The 23,212-nt window shown below is 75.1% G+C and carries 5 protein-coding genes; all 5 read right to left on the bottom strand.

The window, feature by feature from the left end:
• Positions 1-16: 16 nt before the first annotated feature.
• Positions 17-289, bottom strand: a complete 273-nt coding sequence (locus OG946_RS34090) for a ferredoxin (protein ID WP_326799795.1) — start codon at positions 287-289, stop codon at positions 17-19.
• Between the two features lie 24 nt (positions 290-313).
• The gene (locus OG946_RS34085) at positions 314-1,528 is read right to left on the bottom strand and encodes a cytochrome P450 (RefSeq protein ID WP_326799794.1); all 1,215 of its coding nucleotides are present in this window, start codon (positions 1,526-1,528) and stop codon (positions 314-316) included.
• Between the two features lie 8 nt (positions 1,529-1,536).
• A complete protein-coding gene (locus OG946_RS34080) occupies positions 1,537-2,700 on the bottom strand; it encodes a cytochrome P450 (RefSeq protein ID WP_326799793.1) in 1,164 nt (387 codons plus the stop codon).
• A gap of 130 nt (positions 2,701-2,830) precedes the next feature.
• Positions 2,831-9,373 carry a non-ribosomal peptide synthetase gene (locus OG946_RS34075; RefSeq protein WP_326799792.1) on the bottom strand — a complete coding sequence of 2,181 codons (6,543 nt, stop codon included), beginning with the start codon at positions 9,371-9,373 and terminating at the stop codon, positions 2,831-2,833.
• 13 nt (positions 9,374-9,386) lie between these two features.
• Positions 9,387-23,198 (bottom strand): non-ribosomal peptide synthetase, encoded by a 13,812-nt coding sequence (locus tag OG946_RS34070; RefSeq protein WP_326799791.1) that lies wholly within the window; start codon positions 23,196-23,198, stop codon positions 9,387-9,389.
• Between the last annotated feature and the right edge of the window lie 14 nt (positions 23,199-23,212).

The raw sequence follows: 23,212 nt of genomic DNA, 5'->3' as shown, positions 1-23,212 counted from the left end.
TATCCTCAGAAGAACTTCAGGCAAGACTGCCCGAACCGGTAGTCCGGTCGGCTCTTTCCGTGCCGGCGGCGCCGTCGGAGCCCTCGCTCCCGGTGCCGTCATGCAGCGAGATGGCCCGCCCGGGGCACCGGCCGGCGGCGCCGCGTACGGACCTGGTGAGCGCGGGGCCGGGGTGCGCGGTGGTGAGCAGCACCTTGCCGTCGTCCTCGGACTGGTCGAAGACCGCGGGCACGTGCATCATGCAGAGCCCGGACCCCACGCACCTGGCGCGGTCGACCCGTACCTCCATCGTCGTCTCCTCCCCGGCCGCCGGTCACCAGGCGACCGGCAGCCGCTCCAGCCCGTAGGCGGTCGTGTGCAGCCGGAACGGCACCTCCGGGGCCGGCGCGGCGAGGCGCAGGTGCGGGAAGCGTCGCAGCAGCGCCGTATAGCCGATGCCGAGTTCCATGCGGGCGAGCGCGGCGCCCAGGCAGTGGTGGATGCCGTGGCCGAAGGCGAGGTGGGCGGCGGGCTCGCGGGCGGGGTCGAAGCGGTCGGGGTCCGCGGTCAGGACCGGGTCGCGGTTGGCCGTCGGCAGGGAGACGACGACGTGTTCGCCCGCCCTGACGAGCTGTCCGCCGACGGTGACGTCCTCCAGGGCGGTGCGGGGCGTGGGCGCGTGCGGCACGGTCAGGTAGCGCAGCAGTTCGTCGACGGTACGGTCCACGGCCCCCGGGTCCGTTCGGATCTCCGCGAGCCGGTCGGGGTGTTCGAGCAGCACCAGGGTGCCGAGGCTCAGCATCCCGGAGACGTTGTCGAGGCCGGCGAGTATCAGGAGCACGCAGACGCCGCGGAGTTCCTTGTCGGTGACGTCGGTTCCGTGGTCCCGTACGAGCATGCCGAGGAAGCCGTCGCCCGGGTCCCGGCGCTGCCCGGCGACCAGGGCGGCGAGGTAGCGCGAGAAGGCGGCGCCGGCGGCCGCCCGCGCCTGCCGGCCGCGGCCCTGGTCGAGGTGGTGACGGGCGCGGCGCAGGAACGCGTCGCGGTCGTCGCGGGGGACGCCGATCAGCTCGCAGAGCACCGCGCCGGAGACGGGGGTGGCGAACTGCTCGACGAGGTCGGCGGGCGGTCCCGCGCGCTCCACGGCGTCGAGGCGGTCGGCGACGATCTCCTCGATCCGCGGGCGGAGGCGGCGGATCCGGCGGACGGTGAACTCCGGGGTGAGCATCTTCCTGAGCCGGGTGTGCTCGGGCGGGTCGTAGTCCATGAGCTGCCCGATCATGTCGTCCGGGCGGTAGTCATCGGGGTACGTCCCGTCCGCGCGCGCCTCGCGGCCGAAGCGGCGGCGGGTGGAGAACCGGACGTGGTCGCCGAGGACTTGGCGTACCTCGTCGTATCCGGTGACCAGCCAGACGTACTCCTCGCTGTCGCCGGGACCGACGTCGATCCTGGTGACGGGTCGTTCCGCGGCGATCGCGCGCAGCTCGGCGGCGGGGTCGAAGCGCGTTCTGCGGGTGTAGGCGGGCGCGGGCCCGGGGCGGCGTGGCATGGGATCCCCTACCAGGTGACGGGCAGCGCTTCGACGCCGTAGTTGGGCGCGAGCGTCCGGTAGCGCAGCTCTTCCGGCGGTAGGGCCAGGCGCAGCCCGGGGAAGCGGTGCAGCAGCCGCGGGAGCGCGATCCTGAGCTGCACGCGGGTCAGCGGGGCGCCGAGGCAGTAGTGGATGCCGTGGCCGAAGGCCATGTGGGAGGTGACCTCGCGGGTGATGTCGAAGCCGTCGTGGCCGGCGCCGTCCCTGGCCGCCCGGTTGACGGCGAGCAGGGAGCAGACCACGACGTCGCCCTTCTTGATCACCGCGTCGCCTACGGGCACGTCGGCGAGGGCGGTGCGCGGCGAGGAAGTGGCGATCACGGAGACGTAGCGGAGCAGTTCCTCCACCGCGCGGTCGGTCAGCTCCGGCTTCTCCAGCAGCAGCGCGAGCTGGCCGGGGTGGCTGAGCAGCAGCATCGTGCCGAGGCCAAGGGTGCCGGCGACGTTCTCGTATCCCGCGGCCATCAGCGAGGTGCCGATGCCGGTCAGCTCGGTGTCGCTGACGTCGTCGCCGTGCTCGCGGATCAGCATGCCGAGCAGGTCGTCGCCGGGGTCGCGGCGTTTGCGCGCCACGAGTTGGCTCATGTAGCCGACGTACGCCTTTCCGGCGGTCATCTGCTGTTTGCGGCTGCGGTTGCCGGCCCGGCTGATGTCGAGGTTGCGGGCCAGCTCCGCCTGGTCGTCGCGGGGCACGCCGAGCAGCGCGCAACTGACGAGCCCGGGGATGGGCCAGGCGAAGTGGCGCATGAAGTCTGCGGGCCGCCCTGCGCGTTCGAGGGCGTCGAGGCGTTCGGCGACGATCTCCTCGATGAAGGGCTCCAGCCTGCGCATCCGCCGGTTGGTGAACTCGGGGGTGAGCATCTGGCGCAGCCGGGTGTGGTCCGGCGGGTCGTACTGCAGGAGGTTGCCCTCCTGGATCTGGCGCCGCCGGTCCTCCTCGGTGTCGGCAGGGGGCATGGTGCTGAAGCGGTCGGCGTCGCCGAGGATCTGGCGCACCTCGGCCTGGCCGGTGGCGACCCAGTCGCGCGGGGTTTCGAGCAGCGGCGTCTCCCGGCTCATCCGGCGCAGCTCGGGGAGGGGTTCGAGACCGTCCCTGCGGTTGTGTACGGGAATCTCGGGTGACTTGGCCATGCGCGCGCTCCTTCTCCCTGAATTCGTGCGTCTTTTCTGCACGCCGCCGGGCCTGAGGGCGCGCTTTTCCGGGCCGCACCGGGGGATACGGAATCCGGGTTGCCGGATTCCGTATCCCCCGGTGCGCGGCTCATTTCTCCGGGGACCCGCCGGGAATGCCCAGCCGCCCGGCGAGAATGCGGCCGATGTGCGCCGCGGGGGCGGATTTCAGCATTCCGAAGTGGTTGGCCTCGATCTCGTGCGGTTCGACGTTTCCGGCGACGTACGGCTTCCAGCTCTCGACCGCGTCGGCGACGGGGAGCCCCGCCGGGCGGTCCTCGGTGGCGACGAAGAGCAGCAGGTCGCCCGTCGTACGGCGCGGGGTGTGCTCGGGGGCGAACCCGGCCGAGTTGCGCATGACCTGTTCCATGCGCGAGCGCAGCCGGCCGCTGACCCCGGGCACCGCGGCTTCGTCGCCGCCGGGGCCGAGGAGCCGGCCCTGCGGGGCGGAGGTGGCGGCGGCGCGGCCGGCGGCGTCCTCGTTGGAGAACAGCGAAGTGCCGGCCCCGCCATCGGGGTAGGCGTCCAGCAGGGCGAGCAGTTCCACCCGCTCACCCTGCTCCTCCAGCCGGGCCGCGACCGCCTGCGCGAGCATGCCGCCGAAGGACCAGCCGAGCAGGTGGTACGGGCCCTCGGGCTGCACGGTCCGCATCTCGTCGGCGTAGTCGGCGGCCATCTCGGCGACGCTCTTCGGCATCGGCTCGGGCCCCGCGAGACCGCGCGCCTGGATGCCGTACACCGGCCGGTCCCGCGGGAGATGCGGCACGAGGACCGCGTAGCTCCAGGCGAGGCCGGTCGCGGAGTGCACGCAGAACAGCGGCGCGCCGCTGCCCTCCTTGCGCAGCGGGAGCAGCACCCCGAGGTCGCCGCCGCCCTCGGGGCGGCGGGCCTGCGCGAGCGCCGCGTCGTGCTCCTCGGCCTGCCGGTCGCGTACGGTCAGCAGACCCGCGGTGCTCCACCTGGCGCGCTCGCCGGTGCGCAGCATCCGCTCCCCCGCCGGGCCGTACGGGCAGGCCACGAAGTGGTCGCCGGTGAGCCGGGTGCTGCCGTGGTAGCCGCGGGCGAGGGTGGCGCCGGCGACGTACAGGTCGCCGACGGCGCCGGGCGGGACGGGGCGGAGCCGGTCGTCGAGGACGTAGGCGCGGGTGTGGGGCCCCAGGCTGCCGGTGGGCACCTCGGCGGGGAGGGGTGCGCCGGGGGCGGCGCGGTGGTGCAGCCAGGGTCCCGCGGTGCCGGCCGGGCCGTAGCCGGTGACCAGGGCGGCGTCCGGGTGCCGGGCGCGCCACTCGCGGGCGTCGACGTCGGAGGCGGCGGCGCCGTCCTCGATGACGGTGACCTCCGCGAACGACGGGTCGCCGGCGGGCAGTTCGGCCAGGGTCCAGAGCAGGTCGCGGGTGGTGAGCGCGCGGCGGGCGGCGTGGGGGTCGGGCTTGCCGAGCAGGACGCTCTCGCCGGCGCAGAGCGCGCGCAGCAGCGGGGTCACCACGGCCTCGACGGGGGCGCGTTCGTCCAGGGTCAGGTGTCGCGGGCCCTCGCCGGCCGCGGGGTCTGCGGCCTCGTCGGCTCCGTCCGCGAGGTGGCTGACCAGCGAGCGGTGTTCGACCACGACGCCCGCGGGCACACCGTGCGGCGTCGTGGAGTCCAGCAGCAGCGCGGCGTGGCCGGGGCGCGGCGCGGTGCCCGTCTCGTCGGCGGGGCCCGGCCCCGTGTACGTGCCGCGGGCGGCGGCCAGGACGGGGTTGCCGAGCGGGACGACCGTCATCGCGTGGTCGGCGGGCAGCAGTCCTGCGGTGGTCGCGGTGCAGATCAGCGCGCCGGGCCGGTGGCCGCGCAGCGGCGCGAGCGCCTGCATCGGCCGGTCGGGTCCGGTGAACAGGCAGGCGGCGCCCGCCTTGAGCACCCCGAGCAGCGCGACGGCGAGCCGGGCCCCCAGCGGCAGCGCCACGGCGACGACGTCCTCCGCGCCGACGCCGCGGGCGGCCAGCCGGCGGGCGAGCATCCCGGAGGCGGTGTCCAGCGCCCCGTACGTCAGGGCGCCGTCCTGGTCGGTGACGGCGACGGCATCGGGGGTGCGGGCCGCCCGGTCGGCCAGGAGGCCGACGACGGTGGTGTCCGGCAGCGGCGCCGCGGTGTCGTTCCACTCCCGTACGAGCCGGTGGTGCTCGGCCGGGTCCAGCAGCACGTCGACGTCGCCGAGGCGCACGTCCGGGTCGTCCGCGACCTGCCGCAGCACGCGCACCAGGCGGCGGGCGAGCGCGGCGGCGGTGTCGGCGTCGAACAACTCGGCGGCATAGCGCAGGTGGCCGTCGAGGCCGTCCCCCGAACCGTCCGCGCGATACCACTCGCTGAGGCTCACCGACAGGTCCAGCTCGGACGCGGCGGGGCCGAGGTCGAGGCGGCCGGTACTCAGCCCCGGCAGCTCGGAGGTGTCCTCCTCCTCGGTGGTGCCGTCGCGCACGTCGAGCATGACCTGCACGACGGGGTGCCGCGCCGCGGACGGCGGCAGCTCCAGCACGTCGACCAGGCGCTCGAACGGCAGGTCCCGGTGGCGGCGCGCTTCGAGGTTCGCCTCCCGTACGCGGCCGAGGAGTTCGCGGAAGGTGGGGTCGCCGGAGGTGTCGGTGCGCAGCGCGACCGGGCCGGCGAAGGGGCCCACCACGCCCTCCAGCGCACCCTCCTCGTCCCGCCGCGGCAGCAGCGCGCCCACGGTGATGTCGGTGCCCGCGCCCAGCCGGGTGAGCAGCAGCGCCAGGGCCGCCTGCACGACGGTGAACGCGCCTTCGCCGGCCTCGTCGAGCTCCGTCAGCCGCTCGTGCACCTCGCCCTCGACGCGCAGCGGCACCTGCCCGGTGCGGTGCGTGGCGAGCCGCGGCCGCGGCCGGTCGGCGGGCAGCCGCAGCTCCGGGACGAGCCCGGCGAGGGCGTCCTTCCAGTACGCCAGTTGGTCGCTGATCAGGCTCTCCGGGTCGTCCTCGCCGGCGAGGAGTTCGCGCTCCCAGAGCGCGTAGTCGGCGAACTGCAGCGGCAGCGGCGCGCGTTCGGGCGTACGCCCCTCGCGGCGCGCCCCGTACGCCGCCGACAGATCGCGCAGCATGACGTCCAGCGACTCGTCGTCGGCGGCGATGCGGTGCACGACGAGGAGCAGCACGTGCTCCGTCTCCGACAGAGCGAACAGGGTCTGCGTCCACGGCGGTTCGCGGGTGAGGTCGAAGGCGTGCGCCGCGCGGGCCGCAAGCAGCTCCGGCAGCTCCACTTCGGTCGCGGGGACCACCTCCGGTGCGGGCCGGGCGGCGGCCGGGCCGAGGACGCGCTGCCGCAGGTCGGCGCCGCCTTCGGCGGCGAAGGTGGTGCGCAGGGTGTCGTGGCGGGCCGCGACGTCGCCGAGTGCCGCGCCGAGCGCGTCGCGGTCCAGCTCGCCGGTGAGGCGCAGCGCGACGGCCGTGCGGTACGCGGCGGAGTCCTCGGCGAGCCGGGACATCAGCCACGTATGCACCTGGCCGGCGGACGCCGGCACTTCGTCCGGGTGCTCGACGGCGCGCAGCGCGGGGCGGGTCTTGGACGCCAGCATCCGCGTCACGCCCACGGGGGTGGGGGCGCCGAAGAACTGCCGCATGTTCAGCTCGGCGCCGAAGTCCTCACGGATCCGGCCGGCGAGGCGCATCGCGAGGCCGGAGTCGCCGCCGAGGTCGAAGAAGCTGTCGTCGGCGCCGACCCGTTCGACGCCGAGGACGTCGGCGAAGAGCGCGCACAGCGCCTCCTCGGTCTCGCCCTCGGGCGCGCGGCCGGTGGCGCGCTCGGCGAAGTCCGGGGCGGGCAGGGCCGCGCGGTCGAGCTTGCCGCCGGGCGTCAGCGGCAGGCTCTCCAGGGCGAGCACGGCGGCGGGCACCATGTGCGCGGGCAGCCGGGCGGCGGCGTGTGCGCGAAGCGCGTCGATGTCCGCCTCCGGGCCGCCGGGGACGACGTAGGCGACGAGTCTCTTGTCACCGGGGCGGTCCTCGCGTACGACGACGGCGGCGCGGGACACGTCGGGGTGGGCGGCGAGGACGGCCTCGATCTCGCCCGGTTCGACACGGAAGCCGCGGATCTTGACCTGCTCGTCGGCGCGGCCGCGGAAGGCCAGTTGCCCGTCGGGCGTCCAGGCGGCGAGGTCGCCGGAGCGGTACATGCGTGCGCCGGGCTCGAAGGGGCAGGCGACGAAGCGCTCGGCGGTGAGCCCGCCGCGGCCGATGTAGCCGCGGGCCAGGCCCGGTCCCGCGATGTACACCTCGCCGGTGACGCCCTGCGGCACGGGCCGGAGGAAGTCGTCCAGCACGTAGGTGCGGGTGTTGCCGATCGGGCGGCCGATGGGGGGCGGCGGGTCGGCGGGCGTGATGTCCGCGTCGAGCGGGGTGGCGGTGGTGATGACGGTGGCCTCGGTCGGCCCGTACGTGTTCCACACCTTGGCCTGCCGCGTCCAGCGGGACGCCAGGTCCGCGGTCAGCAGTTCGGCGCCCAGCACCCAGTTCCGTACGGCCGTGACCGCGGCCGGGTCGAGGACGCTCATGAGGGACGGCACCACGCTGGCCACGGACACCCCGGCGCTGCGGACCATCCCGGCCAGCGCCGCGGGCTCCACCCGCTCCTCTTCCGACGCGATCGCCAACGTGCCACCCGCCGCCAGCGTGACGGCGACGTCCAGGACGGCGGCGTCGAAGCTGAACGACGCGAACTGCAGCGCCGTCACGTCCTCGGCCATCCCCAGGACCGGCCGCATCGCCTCAGCCAGGTTCGCCGGGCCGCGGTGGGGCACCGCGACGCCCTTGGGCCGGCCCGTGGAACCGGAGGTGTAGATCACGTACGCGAGTTGCCCCGGCTCCGGCACCGTGCCCAGCGGCTCCACCGACTCCGCCGCGATCTCCCCCGCGGCCTCGTCCAGCCGCACCGCGCCCTCGGGCGTTAGGTCTCCGGTGCTCAGCACCACCTGCGCGCCGCTGTCGGAGGCCATGAACGCCAGCCGCTCCGCCGGATAGGCGGGGTCGAGCGGCACGTACGCACCTCCGGCCTTCCACACCGCGAGCATCGCCGCGACCATCTCCGCGCCACGCGGCAGACACAGCCCCACCCGCGACTCCCGGCGCACCCCGAGGCGGACCAGATACCGCGCCAGCCGATTCGCCCGCGCGTCCAGCTCCCCGTACGACAGCTCCTCCGCACCGCACCGCACGGCGACCGCCTCCGGAGCCCACCGCGCCCGCTCCTCGAACCGGTCCAGCACCGAACCCTCCGGCACCGCAAGGCGCGTCGCGTTCCACCCCGACACCACCGGCGCCCGCTCCCCGGCCGCCAGCACGTCCACGTCCCCCACCCGCACCGAAGGGTCCGCCACCACCTGCTCCAGCACCCGCACCACCCGCTGGAAGATCGCCGTGGCCGCGGCGCGGTCGAACAGGTCGGGCCGGTAGTCGAGTTTGCAGCGCAGCCGGTCCCCGGCCGGGGTCACGACCAGCGTCAGCGGGTAGTGCGCCGCGTCCCGGGACATGCCCGAGGGGCGGATGGTCAGCGCCTCGGACCCGCCCGCCCCGGCGGGCGGCGGGGGGAAGCTCTCGTAGAGCACCAGCGTGTCGAAGACCGCGCCGGGGCCCGCGAGGCGCTGCACCTCCGGCAGCCCGAGGTGCTGGTGCGCCATCAGCTCCGACTGGCGCCGCTGGAGGTCGGCCAGCAGCTCCGTCACCGGCTGCCCGCCGTCGAGCCGTACGCGCACCGGCAGCGTGTTGAGCAGCAGGCCCACCATCGACTCGACGCCCGCCAGCTCCGCGGGCCGCCCGGCGGCGGTGGCGCCGAAGACGACGTCCGTGCGGCGCGCCAGCCGGGCCAGGACGAGCGACCAGGCGCCCTGCACCACGGTGTTGAGGGTCAGGCCCTCCGCGCGGGCCAGGTCCCGCAGGCCCTTCGTGACGTCCTCGGGGACGTCACCGAAGACGTGCTCCGGGAAGACGGCCGCGCGCGTGGGGTCGGCGGGGACGACGAGCGTCGGCTCGTCGGCTCCGGCCAGCTCCGCCTGCCAGGCGGCGCGCGCCGCGTCCTTGTCCTGGCGGCCGAGCCACGCGAGGTACTGGCCGTACGACGGCACTCTCTTCAGCCGCGAGGCGTCGCCCCCGGCCGCGTAGACGGCGGACAGCTCGGTGAGCAGGACGGGCATCGACCAGCCGTCCATGAGGATGTGGTGGAACGTCATCACCAGCCGGTGCCGGTCCTCCCCGAGACGGACGAGGAGGAAGCGCATCAGCGGCGCGCTCGCCAGGTCGATCCGCTCGGCGAGCCGGCGCGCCGTGAGCCGGTCCAGCTCGGCCCTCGCGTCGTCCCCGGTGAGCCCCGACAGGTCCTCCTCCCGCCACGGCAGCTCCACGTCACGGGCGATGACCTGCACCATCTTCGCTCCGCTGACCTGCCGGAAGCAGGCGCGCAGCGCGGCGTGCCGGGCGAGCAGCGCCTGCCACGACGCGCGCAGCCGGGCGGGGTCCAGCGGTCCTTCGATGTCCAGGGCGGACTGCACGGTGTAGACGTCGGGTCCGGTGCCGGCGAGCGCCGCGTGAAAGAGCATGCCTTCCTGCAGCGGCGACAGCGGCCACACGTCCTCGACCAGGGATCGGCTCATCGCACTCTCCTCATCAACGGCTTCGCGCCGGTCGGCCCGGCTGGGACTGCTCGTCGGCGAACGCCGCTTCGAGCTCTTCGATCTGGTTCTGGGCGAGGTCGAGCAGGGGAAAGTCGGAGGGCGTGTGCCCGCCGGCGTCCGGGTCCTCGGTGTGGGCGGCGAGCCCGGCCAGCAGCTCCAGCCAGCCGGCGCCCAGGCGTTCGGCGTCCGCGTCGGCCAGCAGCCCGCCGGCCCACGACAGGGTCACCGTCAGCGCCGGGCCCGCGGGCCCGTCCTGCACGACGGCGCCCGCCTCCAGCGCGTGCGCCACGGGCATGCCGGCGGCGGCGGAGCCGCCGACCGCGGTCTCGCCGGCCGGCTGCCAGGCCCGTACGGGACCCGCGGGGCCGGCGGCGGGGAAGCGGCCGAGGTAGTTGAAGCCGATCTGCGGCTGCGGCAGCGCCGCCATCGCCTCTGCCGTCCCGGGGTTGAGGTGGCGCAGCAGCTCGTGGCCGAGGCCGTCGCCGGGGATCTCCTGCGCCTGCTCCTTGACGGACTTCAGCAGCTCGCCTGCCGCGGCGCCGCCGGCCCGTACCCCGTCGAGGTCGATGCCCGACGTCCGCAGCCGCAGCGGGTGCACGCCGGTGAACCACCCCACCGTCCGCGTGAGATCGAGGTCGCCGACGGGCTCGCGGCCGTGCCCCTCGACGTCCACGAGCACGCCGTCGTACGCGCCCGGCCGCCACCCCGCGACCGCCCCGGCGAGCGTGGCGAGCAGCACCTCGTGGACTCCGCAGTGGAACACCCCCGGCGTGCGGCCGACGAGCGTGGCGGCCTGGTCCGCGGGCACGGTCCAGGAGCGATTGCGCAGCGTGGGGGCGGTGTCGACCGCCGGGTCGAGGGGCCGGTGGCCCAGCGGCGGCTCGGGCTCGCCGAGCAGCGCCGTCCACTGCGCCAGCTCCGCCCGCCGCCGCTCGCTCGCGGCCTCGGCCGCGAGCGTGCGGGCCCAGCGGCGGAACGACACCGCGACCGGGTCGAGTACGGGCTCCTCCCCCGCGGCCGCGGCCTCGCACGCGGCCTGGAGGTCGGGCAGCAGGATCCGCCAGGACACCCCGTCGACCACCAGGTGGTGCACGGCGAGCACCACCCGCCCGACCCGTCCGGGGCCGGTGTCCAGCCAGACCGCCTGCACCATCACGCCCGCCGCGGGGTCCAGCCGCGCGACCGCCTCGCGGGCCATGCCGCTCGCCGCCTCATCAAGACCGTCGTCGGGCACGCCCGCGGCGTCGATACGGGTCACCAGTCCCGCCGCGTCGAGCGCACCGCGCTCGGCGACGACGAGCCGGGGAGCCGCCGCGTCGGACAGGTCGGTGCGGGCCCGCAGCATGTCGTGGGTGCCGAGCAGCGCGCCGAGCCCCGTGGCCAGCACGTCCGCCGTGAGATCCGCGGGGGCGCCGACGACGGTCCACTGCGCGAACCGGCCGCCCGCGACGCCCTCGCCGAGCCGCCGCATGACCGGCGTCCACGGCACCTCGCCGACGCCCACGTCCGCCACCGCCGCCGCACCGTCCGCCGCCGCCTGTACGACCAGCGCCAGCCGCTCCGGGGTCTTCTCCTCGAAGACCTGCCGCGGCGTCAGCACGTACCCCGCACGCCGGGCGCGGGAGGCGAGCTGCATCGAGGTGATGGAGTCGCCGCCCAGCGCGAAGAAGCTGTCGTCGGGCCCGACCCGCTCCAGCGCCAGCACCTCGGCGAACAGCGCGCACAGCGCCGCCTCCGCCGCCGTGCGCGGCTCGCGGTCGGAGACCAGCCCGGCGAAGTCGGGGGCGGGCAGCGCCCCGCGGTCCACCTTGCCGTGCGGGGTGAGCGGCATCCGCTCCAGCGGCACGACGGCGGCCGGCACCATGTACTCGGGGAGCCGTTCGCGTACGTACTCGCGCAGCGCGGACGGCAGTTCGCCGTCGTCGTACGGGCCTGAGGGGACGACGTACGCGACGAGCCTGCTCTCGCCGGGCCGGTCCTGCCGGGCGAGGACCACGGCCTGGGCGACGTCCGGGTGCGCGCCGAGCGCGGCCTCGATCTCGCCGGGCTCGATGCGGTGGCCGCGCACCTTGACCTGCTCGTCGGCCCGGCCGGCGAAGACCAGTTCGCCCTCGCCCGTCCAGCGCGCCAGGTCGCCGGTGCGGTACATCCGCTCCCCGGGCGCGAACGGACAGGCCACGAACCGCTCCGCGGTCAGCCCAGGACGGCCGCGGTAGCCGCGGGCCAGGCCGGGCCCCGCGACGTACAGCTCGCCGGTGACACCCGGCGCGACGGGCTGCAGGAAGGCGTCGAGGACGAACGCGCGGACGTTCGCCATCGGGGCGCCGAGGGGCACGGGGTCGGTACCGGGGGTCAGCGGTGCGCTCATCGCGGCGCAGACGGTGACCTCGGTGGGCCCGTACGCGTTGATCATCCGCCGCCCCGGCGACCAGCGGTCGACCAGCCCGGGCGGGCACGCCTCACCGGCGACGACGAGGGTTTCGAGGGTGTCCGGCAGCTCGTCGGCGACGGCGGGCACGCTCGGCGGGACCGTCACGTGGGTGGCACCGGCGGCGCGGAGGGCGTCGCCCAGGGAGACCTGCGGCGGCAGTTCGCCGGCGGCGGGGACGACGAGCGCCGCGCCCGACAGCAGCGCCATGCACAGCTCGGAGACCGCGGCGTCGAAGCTCACCGACGCGAACTGCAGGACCCGGGACCGCGGGCCGACCGCGAAGCGGTCGATCTGCGCGCGGGCCAGGTTGCCCAGGCCGCGGTGGGAGACGACGACACCCTTGGGGGTGCCGGTCGAGCCGGAGGTGTAGATGACGTACGCGGCATGATCGGCTGTCAGCGGGCCCCGCCGCTCGTCCGTCCCGAGCACCCCGCCCGGGCACGCGGCCACCTCGGCGGCCACCGCCGGATCGTCCAGCACCACGGTGCGGAAGCCGTCCGGGAGTACGTCGTACGTCGCCGACGTGCACAGGACCACGGCGGGATCGGCCTCTCCCAGCACGAACCCCAGTCGCTCGGCCGGATAGTCGGGATCCACCGGCACGAACACGCCCCCGGCAAGCGACACCGCCAGCAGCGCCTCGACCAGCACCGCCGACCGCTCCGCCACCACCGCCACCCGGACCTCGGGCCCCACCCCCGCCGCCACGAGATACCGGGCCAGCCGCCCCGCACGGTCCCCCAACTCCCCGTACGACAGCGACTCCCCACCGGCCACCAACGCCACCGCCTCCGGCGACCGCCCCACCTGCGCACCGAACAGCGCGGGCAGTGGTGCGGCCGGCAGCGGGGCCGCGGTGCGGTTCCACTCGTCGGTCACCAGCGCGCGGCTCGCCTCGGTCACGGCGGCCACGCGTCCTACGGGCGCGGCGGGGTCGGCGACCAGTTGCGTCAGCACATGCTCGAAGGAGGCGAGGACGTCCTCGGCGCGGTCGCGGTCGAAGACGTCGGGGCGGTAGATGAAATCGCCCTGGATGCGCTCGCCGGGGACGGCGATCAGCGTCAGCGGGTAGTGGCCGGTGTCCTCGGTGACGCCCGCGGGGCGGATCGTCAGCGCCTCGGGGTCGGGCGAACCGGCGGGCGGCGCCGGGTAGTTCTCGAAGACCACGAGCGTGTCGAACGCACCGCCCGCGCCTGCCGCCTTCTGCACCTCCTGGAGCCCGATGTGCTGGTGCGCCATCAGCGCCACCTGCCGCTTCTGAAGCCCGGCGAGCATGTCGGCCACCGGCTGCGCGCCGTCGAGCCGGACGCGCACCGGCAGGGTGTTGATGAACAGCCCGATGATCGACTCCACGCCCGGCAGCTCGGGCGGGCGGCCCGCGGCGGTGGCGCCGAACACCACGTCGTCCCGGCCCGCGAGCCGCGCCAGCACCAGCGCCCACGCGCCTTGCACCACGGTGTTCACGGTCACCCCGTGCGTCCGCGCCAGCTCCGCCACTCCCGCCGACAGCTCCGCCCCGAACTCGTAGCGCACCCGCTCCGGCAGCACCGGCGCCCGCACCGACTCCGCAGGCACGACGAGCGTCGGTTCGTCCGCCCCGGCCAGCTCCGCGCACCACGCCTCCCGCGCCGCGTCCTCGTCCTGGCGGGCGAGCCAGCCGAGGTAGTCGGCGTACGAGGCGACGGCCTGCAGCCGGCTCCCGTCGCCGGCCGCGGCGTACGCGGCGGAGACCTCGCCGATCAGCAGGGGCAGCGACCAGCCGTCCATGACGATGTGGTGGTTGCTGACCAGGAGCTGGTGCCGGTCCGCGCCGAGACGTACCAGCAGGAACCGCAGCGGCGGCGCGGTGCTGAGGTCGAACCGCTCGGCCCGGTCCTCTTCCGTCAGCCGCCGCAGCTCGCGCGCCGCGTCGGCCCCGTCGAGCCCGGAGAGGTCGGCCTCGCGCCAGGGCAGCGGTACGTCGCGGGCGATGACCTGCACCGCCTCGCCCGACGCGAGCCGGTGGAAGCTCGCGCGGAGTATGGGGTGCCGGTCGAGGACCGTCGCCCAGGCGGCGCGCAGCCGGTCGGTGTCCAGCGGACCGTCGAGCGCGAGGGCGCGGCGGCCCTCGTAGACATCCGGTCCCGCATCGTCGAAGTCGGCGTGGAACAGCAGCCCTTGCTGCAGGGGCGACAGCGGCCACACGTCGGCCAGCGCGGGCACGGCCGTCTCCAGTTCGCTCACGGCGTCCTGGGTGGGGGTGAGGAGCGGGAAGTCGGAAGGAGTGTGCCCGCCGGCGGCCGGATCTCCGGTGTGGGTGGCGAGACCGGCGATCATGCGCAGCCAGGTGGCGCCCAGGCGGTCGGCGTCCGCGTCGTCCAGCAGCCCGCCCGCCCAGGAGAGCGTCAGCGTCAACTCCGGTCCGTCGGGCCCGTCCTGGACAACGGCGCCTGCCTCCAGCGCGTGCGCCACCGGCATGTCGGGGGCGACGGAGCCGCCGAGGGCGGTGTCGCCGGCGGGCTGCCAGGCGCGTACGGACGAAGCCGGCGCGGGGGCGGGGAAGCGGCCGAGGTAGTTGAAGCCGATCTGCGGCTGCGGCAGGGCGGCCATGGCGTCGGCGGTCCCGGGGTTGAGATGCCGCAGCAGGTCGTGGCCGAGGCCGTCGCCGGGGATCGCCCGGACCTGCTCCTTCACGGACTTCAGCAGACTGCCGGCGGCGGCGCCCCCGGCAAGGGCGTCATCGAGGCGTACGCCGGAGACGTCGACGCGCACCGGGTGGGAGCTGGTGAACCAGCCCACCGTGCGCGACAGATCCACGTCCCCTTCCGACTCGCGGCCGTGCCCTTCGATGTCCACGAGCACGCCGCGGTCCGTCGTGTCAGGGCGCCAGTGCACGACGGCCCCGGCGAGTGTCGCCAGCAGCACCTCGTGCACCCCGGTGTGGAACGCGGCCGGGACCCGCCCGGCGACGACGGCGGCCTGGGCGGCGGGCACGGTCCACTCCCGGCGGCGCTGAGTCGCGGCGGTGTCGGCGGTGGGGTCGAGGGGGCGGTGGCCGAGGGGTGGCTCGGGGGCGCCGAGGAGGTCGGTCCAGGGCTGGAGTTCGGCGGTGCGGTGACTGCTCGCCGCCTGGGTGACGAGTTCGTGTGCCCAGTGGCGGAAGGGGGTGGGGACGGGGTCGAGGGCGGGCTGCCGGTTGTCGGCGAGAGCCGCGCATGCGGACTGGAGGTCGGGGAGGAGGATGCGCCAGGACATGCCGTCGACCACGAGGTGATGGACGACGAGGACCAGCCGGCCGACCCGGGACGGCCCGGCGTCCAGCCAGACGACGTGCACCATCGCCCCGTTCGCGGGGTCGAGTCGCGCGACGGCGGTACGGGCTTGGCGAGCGGTCAGCGCGTCGAGGTCGGTGGTGTCGGCGGCGTCGATACGGGTGACGAGACGGGCGGGGTCGACGGTGCCGCGTTCCGGGACTACCAGGCGGGGGTTCGCCGGATCGGAGATGTCGGCGCGGGAACGGAGCATGGCGTGCGTGTCGAGCAGGGCGCCGAGGCCGCCGGTCAGTACGGGGCGGGTGAGAGACGCGGGTGCGCCGACGACCATCCACTGTGCGAAGTCGGCGTCCGCCGCCCGTACGCCCTGCGCCCGCATCGCCGCCGTCCACGGCACCTCGCCGGTGTCCCGGGCGTGGGCGGATGCCGGGAGAGCGGTCCGGGCGGCTCCGGCGACGACGGCCAGCCGCTCGGGGGTCCGCTGCTCGAAGACCTGCCGCGGGGTGAGCACCAGCCCTTCGCGGCGGGCGCGGGAGGCGAGTTGCATGGAGGTGATGGAGTCGCCGCCGAGAGCAAAGAAGTCGTCGTCCGCGCCGACCCGCTTGAGCGACAGGACGTCGGCGAAGAGGGCGCACAGCGTCTCTTCGGTCGCGCCTTCGGGCGCGCGACCGGTCGCCCGCTCGGCGAGGTCGGGCGCGGGGAGCGCGGCGCGGTCGGTCTTGCCGTTGAGGGTGAGGGGCAGCGCGTCGAGAACGACGAAGGCCGCGGGGATCATGTGCTCGGGCAGCCGGGTGGTGGCGAATTCGCGTACGGCGTCGGTGTCGACGTCGCCGACCAGGTAGGCGACGAGTCGTTTGTCGCCGGGGCGGTCTTCGCGTACGACCACGGCGGCGTGCGACACGTCGGGATGGGCGGCGAGGACGGCTTCGATCTCGCCGGGCTCGATACGGAAGCCGCGGATCTTGACCTGCTCGTCGGCACGCCCGGCGAAGTGCAGCAGCCCGTCGTCGGACCACCGGGCCAGATCGCCGGAGCGGTACATGCGCGCACCGGCCTCGAAGGGGCAGGCGACGAAGCGCTCAGCGGTCAGCCCGCCGCGGCCGATGTAGCCGCGGGCCAGGCCCGGTCCTGCGATATACAACTCGCCCACGACTCCCGGGGGTACGGGCCGGAGGAAGTCGTCCAGCACGTAGGTGTGGGCGTTGCCGATCGGGCGGCCGATGGGCGGGGGCGCGTCGTGCGGCTTGATATCCCTATCGAGGGGCGTGGCGGTGGTGATGACGGTGGCCTCGGTCGGCCCGTACGTGTTCCACACCCGCGCCTGCCGGGTCCAGCGGGACGCCAGGTCCGCCGTCAGCAATTCGGCGCCCAGCACCCAGTTCCGCACGCGCGTGATGGCAGCGGGGTCGAGGACGTTCATGAGCGACGGCACCACGCTGGCCACGGATACCCCGGCGGTACGGATCATCTCCGCCAGCGCCGCCGGCTCTTCCCGCTCCTCGCTCGACGCGATCGCCAACGTGCCGCCCGCCGCCAGCGTCACAGCGACATCCAGCACCGCGGCGTCGAAGCTGAACGACGCGAACTGCAACGCCGTCACACCCTCCGCCACCCCCAGCACCGGACGCATCGCCTCCGCAAGATTCGCCGGGCCCTCATGCGGAACCGCCACGCCCTTCGGGCGACCCGTCGATCCCGACGTATAGATCACATACGCAAGCTGCCCCGACTGGAGCATCGTGCCCAACGGCTCAGCCGACTCCGCCGCGACATCGACCGCCGCCTCGTCCAGCCGCACCGCGCCCTCGGGTACCAGCTCTCCGGTGCTCAGCACCACCTGCGCACCGCTGTCGGCGATCATGAACGCCAACCGCTCCGCCGGATAGGCAGGGTCGAGCGGCACATACGCACCCCCGGCCTTCCACACCGCGACCATCGCCGCGACCATCTCCACGCCACGCGGCAGACACAGCCCCACCCGCGACTCCCGACCCACACCAAGCCGCTGGAGATACCGAGCCAGCCGATTCGCCCACGCGTCCAACTCCCCGAACGACAGCTCCTCCGCCCCACACCGCACCGCCACAGCAGCGGGCGCCCGCCGCGCCCCCGCCTCGAACCGGTCCAGCACCGAACCCTCCGGCACCGCAAGCCCCGTGGCGTTCCACCCCGACACCACCGACGCCCGCTCGCGAGCGTCCAGCACCTCCACGTCCCCGACCCGCACCTCCGGATCCGCCACCACCTGCTCCAGCACCCGCACCAGCCGAAGCGCCAGCCCCTCCGCCTCGTCCGCCCCGAACAGATCCGGCCGATACGTCACCCGCACGTGCAGCCGGTCCGCCGGTACCACGCCGATGGCCAGCGGATAGTGCGTGCCCGCCATGCTGCGTACCTGGGTGATGCCGATGGTGTCGTCCGCGGGTCCGGTGCCGGGAAGCTCCAGGTCGTTCCGCGGGTAGTTCTCGAACATCAGCATCGTGTCGAAGGTGGCGCCGGCCCCCGCGAGTTCCTGGATCTCCTGGAGTCCGAGGTGCTGGTGCCCCATCAGCGCCGACTGCCGCCGCTGCACGTCCGCAAGCAGATCCGCCACCCGCTGCCCGCCGTCCAGCCGCACCCGCACCGGCAGCGTGTTGATGAAGAGTCCGACCATCGCCTCGACACCCGGCAGCTCCGCCGGACGCCCCGCCACCGTCGCACCGAACACCACATCCGAACGACGCGCCAACCGCGCCAGCACCAACGCCCACGCCCCCTGCACCACCGTGTTGACCGTCAGCCCCCGCCCACGCGCCCACACACCCAGTCCAGCCGTCGTCTCTTCCGTGAGCCCGACCAGGCACTCCTCCGGCACGACGGGTTCACGTCCCGGGTCGGCGGGCACGACCAGCGTCGGCTCGTCCGCACCGGCCAGCTCCGCCCGCCACGCCTCCCGCGCCGCCTCCTTGTCCTGCCGGCCCAGCCAGGCCAGGTAGTCCCCGTACGAGGCGGCGGGTTTGCGACCGGAGTCGGTGCCCCCGGCCGCGTACACCTCGGCCACCTCGTTGAAGACGACCGGCATCGACCAGCCGTCGGCCAGGATGTGGTGGCTGGTGATGACCATGCGGTGCGCGCGGTCCCCGAGGCGGATCAGCAGGAACCGCAGTAGCGGTGCCCGCCCCAGGTCCATCGGCTGCTGCAGTTCCTCCGCCGCCAGCCGTGCCACCTCTTCAGGCACGCCGGTGTCCGTCCCCGACAGATCCACTGTTCGCCAGGGCAGCGGCACGTCACGCGCGACGACCTGCACCGCCTCTCCCGACGCGGCCAGCCGGTGGAAGCTCGCGCGCAGCGCGGCGTGGCGGGCGAGGACGGTCTCCCAGGCGGCGCGCAGCCGCCGGGTGTCCAGGGGCCCGTCGAGGGCCAGGACGCGCTGGCTCTTGTAGACATCGGGACTGTCGTCGTCGTAGGTGGCGTGGAAGAGCATGCCTTTCTGGAGCGGTGACAGCGGCCAGATATCCGCTGGTGCGGGCACGGCCGCTTCCAGTTCCTCGACGGCCTCCTGGGTGAGGTCGAGGAGGGGGAAGTCGGAGGGGGAGTGCCCGCCGGCCGCCGGGTCCTCGGTGTGCGCGGCGAGGCCGGCCAGCAGCTCCAGCCAGGCGGCGCCCAGGCGTTCGGCGTCTACGTCGGCCAGCAGCCCGCCTGCCCACGAGAGGGTGACGGTCAGCTCGGGCCCGGCCGCCGTGTCGCGGACGGCGGCACTCGCCTCCAGGGCGTGGGCCAGCGGCAGGCCGGGGTCGACGGAGCCGCCGACGGCGGTGTCACCGGCGAGCTGCCAGGCATCGACCGGCCCCGAGGGGCCGCCGGCGGCGAAGCGGCCCAGGTAGTTGAAGCCGATCTGCGGCTGCGGCAGCACTGCCATCGCGTCGGCCGTCCCGGGGTTGAGGTAGCGCAGAAGTTCGTAGCCCAGGCCGTCCCCGGGGACGGCGCGCGCCTGCTCCTTCACGGCCTTCAGCAGCGCTCCCGCAGCCGCACCGCCGTCCCGTATGCCGTCGAGATCGATGCCCGAGAGCGAAGTCCGCACGGGCCGGGCGCTGGTGAACCAGCCCACGGTACGCGCAAGATCCGCGTCCCCGACCGGTTCACGCCCGTGCCCCTCGATGTCCACGAGCACGTCGTCGTACGCGCCCGGCCGCCACCCCGCGACCACCCCCGCCAGCGTGGCGAGCAGCACCTCGTGGACGCCGGTGTGGAACGCGACCGGCGTGTGGCCCGTCAGCGTCTCGGCCTGCCCGGCGGGCACGGTCCAGGTGCGCGAGCGCAGGGTCGCCGCGGTATCGCGCGCCGGGTCGAGCGCGCGCGTGCCGAGCGGCGGCTCGGGCGCGCCGAGCAGTTCGGCCCAGGCGGCGGCCTCCGCCGTCCGCTCCGGCTGCCCGGCCTCCACCGCCAACTCCCGCGACCAGCGCCGGAACGACGTCGCCACCGGCTCCAGCTCCGGCTTCCGCCCCTCCCCCACCGCCTCGCACGCGGCCCGCAGATCCGGCAGCAGAATCCGCCATGACACCCCGTCGACGACCAGGTGATGGACCACCAGCGCGATCCGCCCGATCCGGGCGGGGCCCGCGTCCAGCCAGACGACCTGGACCATGATCCCGGCCACCGGATCCAGCCGCCCGGCCGCGGCGCGGGCCTCGCGCTCCGCGAGCGCGTCGAGACCGCCGCCGGCGTCGGGGTCGTCCAGGTCGTCGGCATCCGACGCGTCGATACGCGTGACGAGCGCGGCCGGGTCGACCGAGCCGCGCTTGCCGACCGTCAGCCGCGGGTGTGCCGCGTCCGCCAGATCGGTACGGGCCCGCAGCATGTCGTGCGCGTCGAGCACCGCGCCCAGCCCGCCGGTCAGCGCCGCGAGTTCCAGGCCCGCCGGTGCGCCCGCGACCGTCCACTGCGCGAACCCGGGCGCCGCGGCCCGTACGCCGAGCCGCCGCATGACCGGCGTCCACGGCACTTCGCCCACGCCGTCGTCCCGTACCGCGGACCGGCGCCGCGCAGAGCCGGCGACCAGGGCGAGGCGCTCCGGGGTCTTCTCCTCGAAGACCTGCCGCGGCGTCAGCACGTACCCCGCACGCCGGGCGCGGGAGGCGAGCTGCATCGAGGTGATGGAGTCGCCGCCCAGCGCGAAGAAGTCGTCGTCCGCGCCGACCCGCTCCAGCGCCAGCACCTCGGCGAACAGCGCGCACAGCGCCTCTTCCGCCGCGCCCGCGGGCGCCCGGCCGGTCGCGCGCCCGGCGAAGCCGGGGGCGGGCAGCGCCGCCCAGTCGACCTTGCCGTTGACGGTCAGGGGCAGCTCGTCCAGCACCACCACCGCGGCCGGAACCATGTACTCCGGCAGCACGGCGGCGACGTGCCCGCGCAGTTGCTCCGCCTCCACGGTCCTGCCGTCCGGTACGACGTAGCCGATGAGCCGCTTCTCGCCCGGCCGGTCCTCGCGCGCCACGACCACCGCCTGCGCGACGTCCTCGTGGCCGGCGAGGACGGACTCCACCTCGCCCAGCTCCACCCGGTAGCCGCGGATCTTCACCTGCTCGTCGGCGCGGCCCGCGAAGTGCAGCAGTCCTTCGTCCGTCCAGCGCGCGAGGTCCCCGGTGCGGTACATCCGCCCGCCCCCGTCGAACGGGCAGGCCACGAACCGCTCGGCGGTCGGGGCCGCGCGACCCAGGTAGCCGCGGGCGAGGCCGGGCCCGGCGACGTACAGCTCGCCGACGACGCCCGGGGGCACCGGCTGCAGGAACGCGTCCAGCACGTACACCCGCCTGTTGGCCATCGGCCGGCCGATGGGCAGCACGGCGCCCGCCGTGTCGCCGGGGCGCAGGGCGTGCCACGTCGCGCAGAGCGTGATCTCGGTGGGCCCGTACAGATGCCGTACGGAGAGGCCGGGGCACGCCTCGCGGACGCGCGCGACCGCCGCGGCCGACACCACGTCGCCGCCGGTGAGCACTTCGCGCAGGCCGGTGAAGCATTCTGGGGCCTCCTCGGCGAGCACCCGGAACAGCCCGGCGGTGACGTGCAGTCTGCTCACACCCGCACCGGCCACGGCCCGGCGCACCCGCTCCGCGTCGACCACGCCCGGCTCGGCGATCACGACCCGGCCGCCGGCGGCGAGCGGCACCCACACCTCGTACAGCGAGATGTCGAACGCGTGCGGCGCGTGCATCAGCACCGCCTCGCCCGGGCCGGCCGCCCAGCCGCTCTCGCCGGCCAGCACCACGACGGCGCCGTGCGGCACGGCCACGCCCTTGGGCGTCCCCGTCGAACCGGAGGTGTACATCACGTACGCCACATCGGCGGCGCCCACCGGCACGGGGGCGGCGGCGGTGCGGTCGGCGAGGGCGTCCGCGGTCGGCGGGTCGTCGAGCACGACGAGCACCGCGGCGGCGTCACCGGGCACCGCCGCCCGCGTCTCCCGGGTGCACACCACGGCCGCGGGGGCGGAGTCGGCCAGCAGGAACGCGACCCGCTCCGCGGGGTAGCCGGGGTCCACCGGCACATACGCGGCGCCTGCCTTCCACACGCCGAGCAGCACCACCAGCAGGTCCGCCGACCGCTCCATGACGACCGCGACCCGGTCCCCGCGGCGCACCCCGGCGTCCGTCAGATGCGCCGCGAACCGCGCGGAGGCGGCGTCCAGTTCCCCGTACGGCAGCGTCCGCAGCCCGTCGGTCACGGCGGGCGCGTCCGGCGACCGTACGACGTGGGCGGCGAACAGCTCCGGCACGGAAGCGGCGGGCAGCGGCGCCCCCGTCGCGTTCCACTCCCCCACCACGCGCGCCCGGTCCGCGGCGGCGACCATGTCGATCCGGCCCACGGGCGCAGCCGGATCCGCGGCGATCTGCTCCAGCACCCGCACCAGCCGCTCGAAGACGGTCCGGGCCGCGGCCCGGTCGAACAGGTCCGGGCGGTAGTCGAGCTTGAAGCTCATCTGCTCGCCTGGGGCGGCGACGAGCGTCAGCGGGTAGTGCGCCGCCTCCTGGCCGCCGGCCATGCGCATGGCGAACATGCCGGGGTCAGGCGCGCCTTCGGGCGGCAGCGGGTAGTTCTCGTAGACGACGATCGTGTCGAAGACACCGCCGGATCCGGCGATCCGCTGCACCTCGGGCAGGCCCAGATGCTGGTGTGCGACGAGCGCGGACTGCCGGTCCTGGAGCGCGGCGAGCATGTCGGCCACCGGCTGCGCGCCGTCGAGCCGGACGCGCACCGGCAGGGTGTTGATGAACAGGCCGACCATCGACTCGACGCCCGGCAGCTCCGGCGGCCGTCCGGACGCGGTGGCGCCGAACACGACATCCGTACGCCCCGCAAGCCGCGCCAGCACCAGCGCCCACGCGCCCTGCACGACGGTGTTGAGCGTCAGGCCGCGGATGCGCGCCAGCGCGACCAGGCCCACGTACAGCTCCTGCGGAATCTCGGCGATCAGGCTCTCCGGAGCGACCGGCACCCGTCCGGGGTCGGCGGGTGCCACGAGCGTCGGCTCGTCGGCCCCCGCCAGCTCCGCGCGCCAGGCGGCCTGCGCGGCGTCTTTGTCCTGGCGACGCAGCCACGCCAGGTACTCGCGGTACGACGTGACCGGCGGCAGCCCGCGCGTGTCACCACCCGCCGCGTACACCGCGGACAGCTCGCCGAGCAACACCGGCATCGACCAGCCGTCCATGAGCACATGGTGGCTGGTGACGACCAGCCGGTGGCGCTCGGCGCCGATCCGGACGAGGAGCAGCCGCAGCAGCGGCGCGGCGGCCGGGTCGAACCGCTCCGCCCGCGCGCGGGCCCCCAGCCGCCCGGCCTCGGCGAGCGCGTCGGCCTCCGGCCGGTCGGAGACGTCGGCCACCTCCCACGGCAGCGTCACGTCCCGCGCGATGACCTGCACCGCCTCGCCCGACTTGCGCCGCCGGAAGCTCGCGCGCAGCGCGGCGTGCCGCTCCAGCAGCGCCTCCCACGACGCCCGCAGCCGCTCCGGGTCCACGGGACCGACCAGTTCCAGCAGCCGCTGGCCCTGGTAGACGTCGGGGCCCTCCTCATCGAAGGCGGCGTGGAACAGCAGGCCCTCCTGCAGCGGCGACAGCGGCCACACGTCCTCGACGGCGGATCGGGTCATCGCTCTGTCTCTCC

It is taken from the genome of Streptomyces sp. NBC_01808 (assembly GCF_035917395.1).
In the GTDB taxonomy this organism is placed as follows: domain Bacteria; phylum Actinomycetota; class Actinomycetes; order Streptomycetales; family Streptomycetaceae; genus Streptomyces.
Note: the sequence above shows the minus strand (reverse complement) of the source record. Positions and strands in the feature narration are given on the sequence as shown.

What these genes read in the sequence shown, in the direction of transcription:
- OG946_RS34090 (WP_326799795.1), bottom strand. Translation starts at nt 289, where the DNA reads ATGGAGGTACGGGTCGACCGCGCCAGGTGCGTGGGGTCCGGGCTCTGC.
- OG946_RS34080 (WP_326799793.1), bottom strand. Translation starts at nt 2,700, where the DNA reads ATGGCCAAGTCACCCGAGATTCCCGTACACAACCGCAGGGACGGTCTC.
- OG946_RS34070 (WP_326799791.1), bottom strand. Translation starts at nt 23,198, where the DNA reads ATGACCCGATCCGCCGTCGAGGACGTGTGGCCGCTGTCGCCGCTGCAG.
- OG946_RS34075 (WP_326799792.1), bottom strand. Translation starts at nt 9,373, where the DNA reads ATGAGCCGATCCCTGGTCGAGGACGTGTGGCCGCTGTCGCCGCTGCAG.
- OG946_RS34085 (WP_326799794.1), bottom strand. Translation starts at nt 1,528, where the DNA reads ATGCCACGCCGCCCCGGGCCCGCGCCCGCCTACACCCGCAGAACGCGC.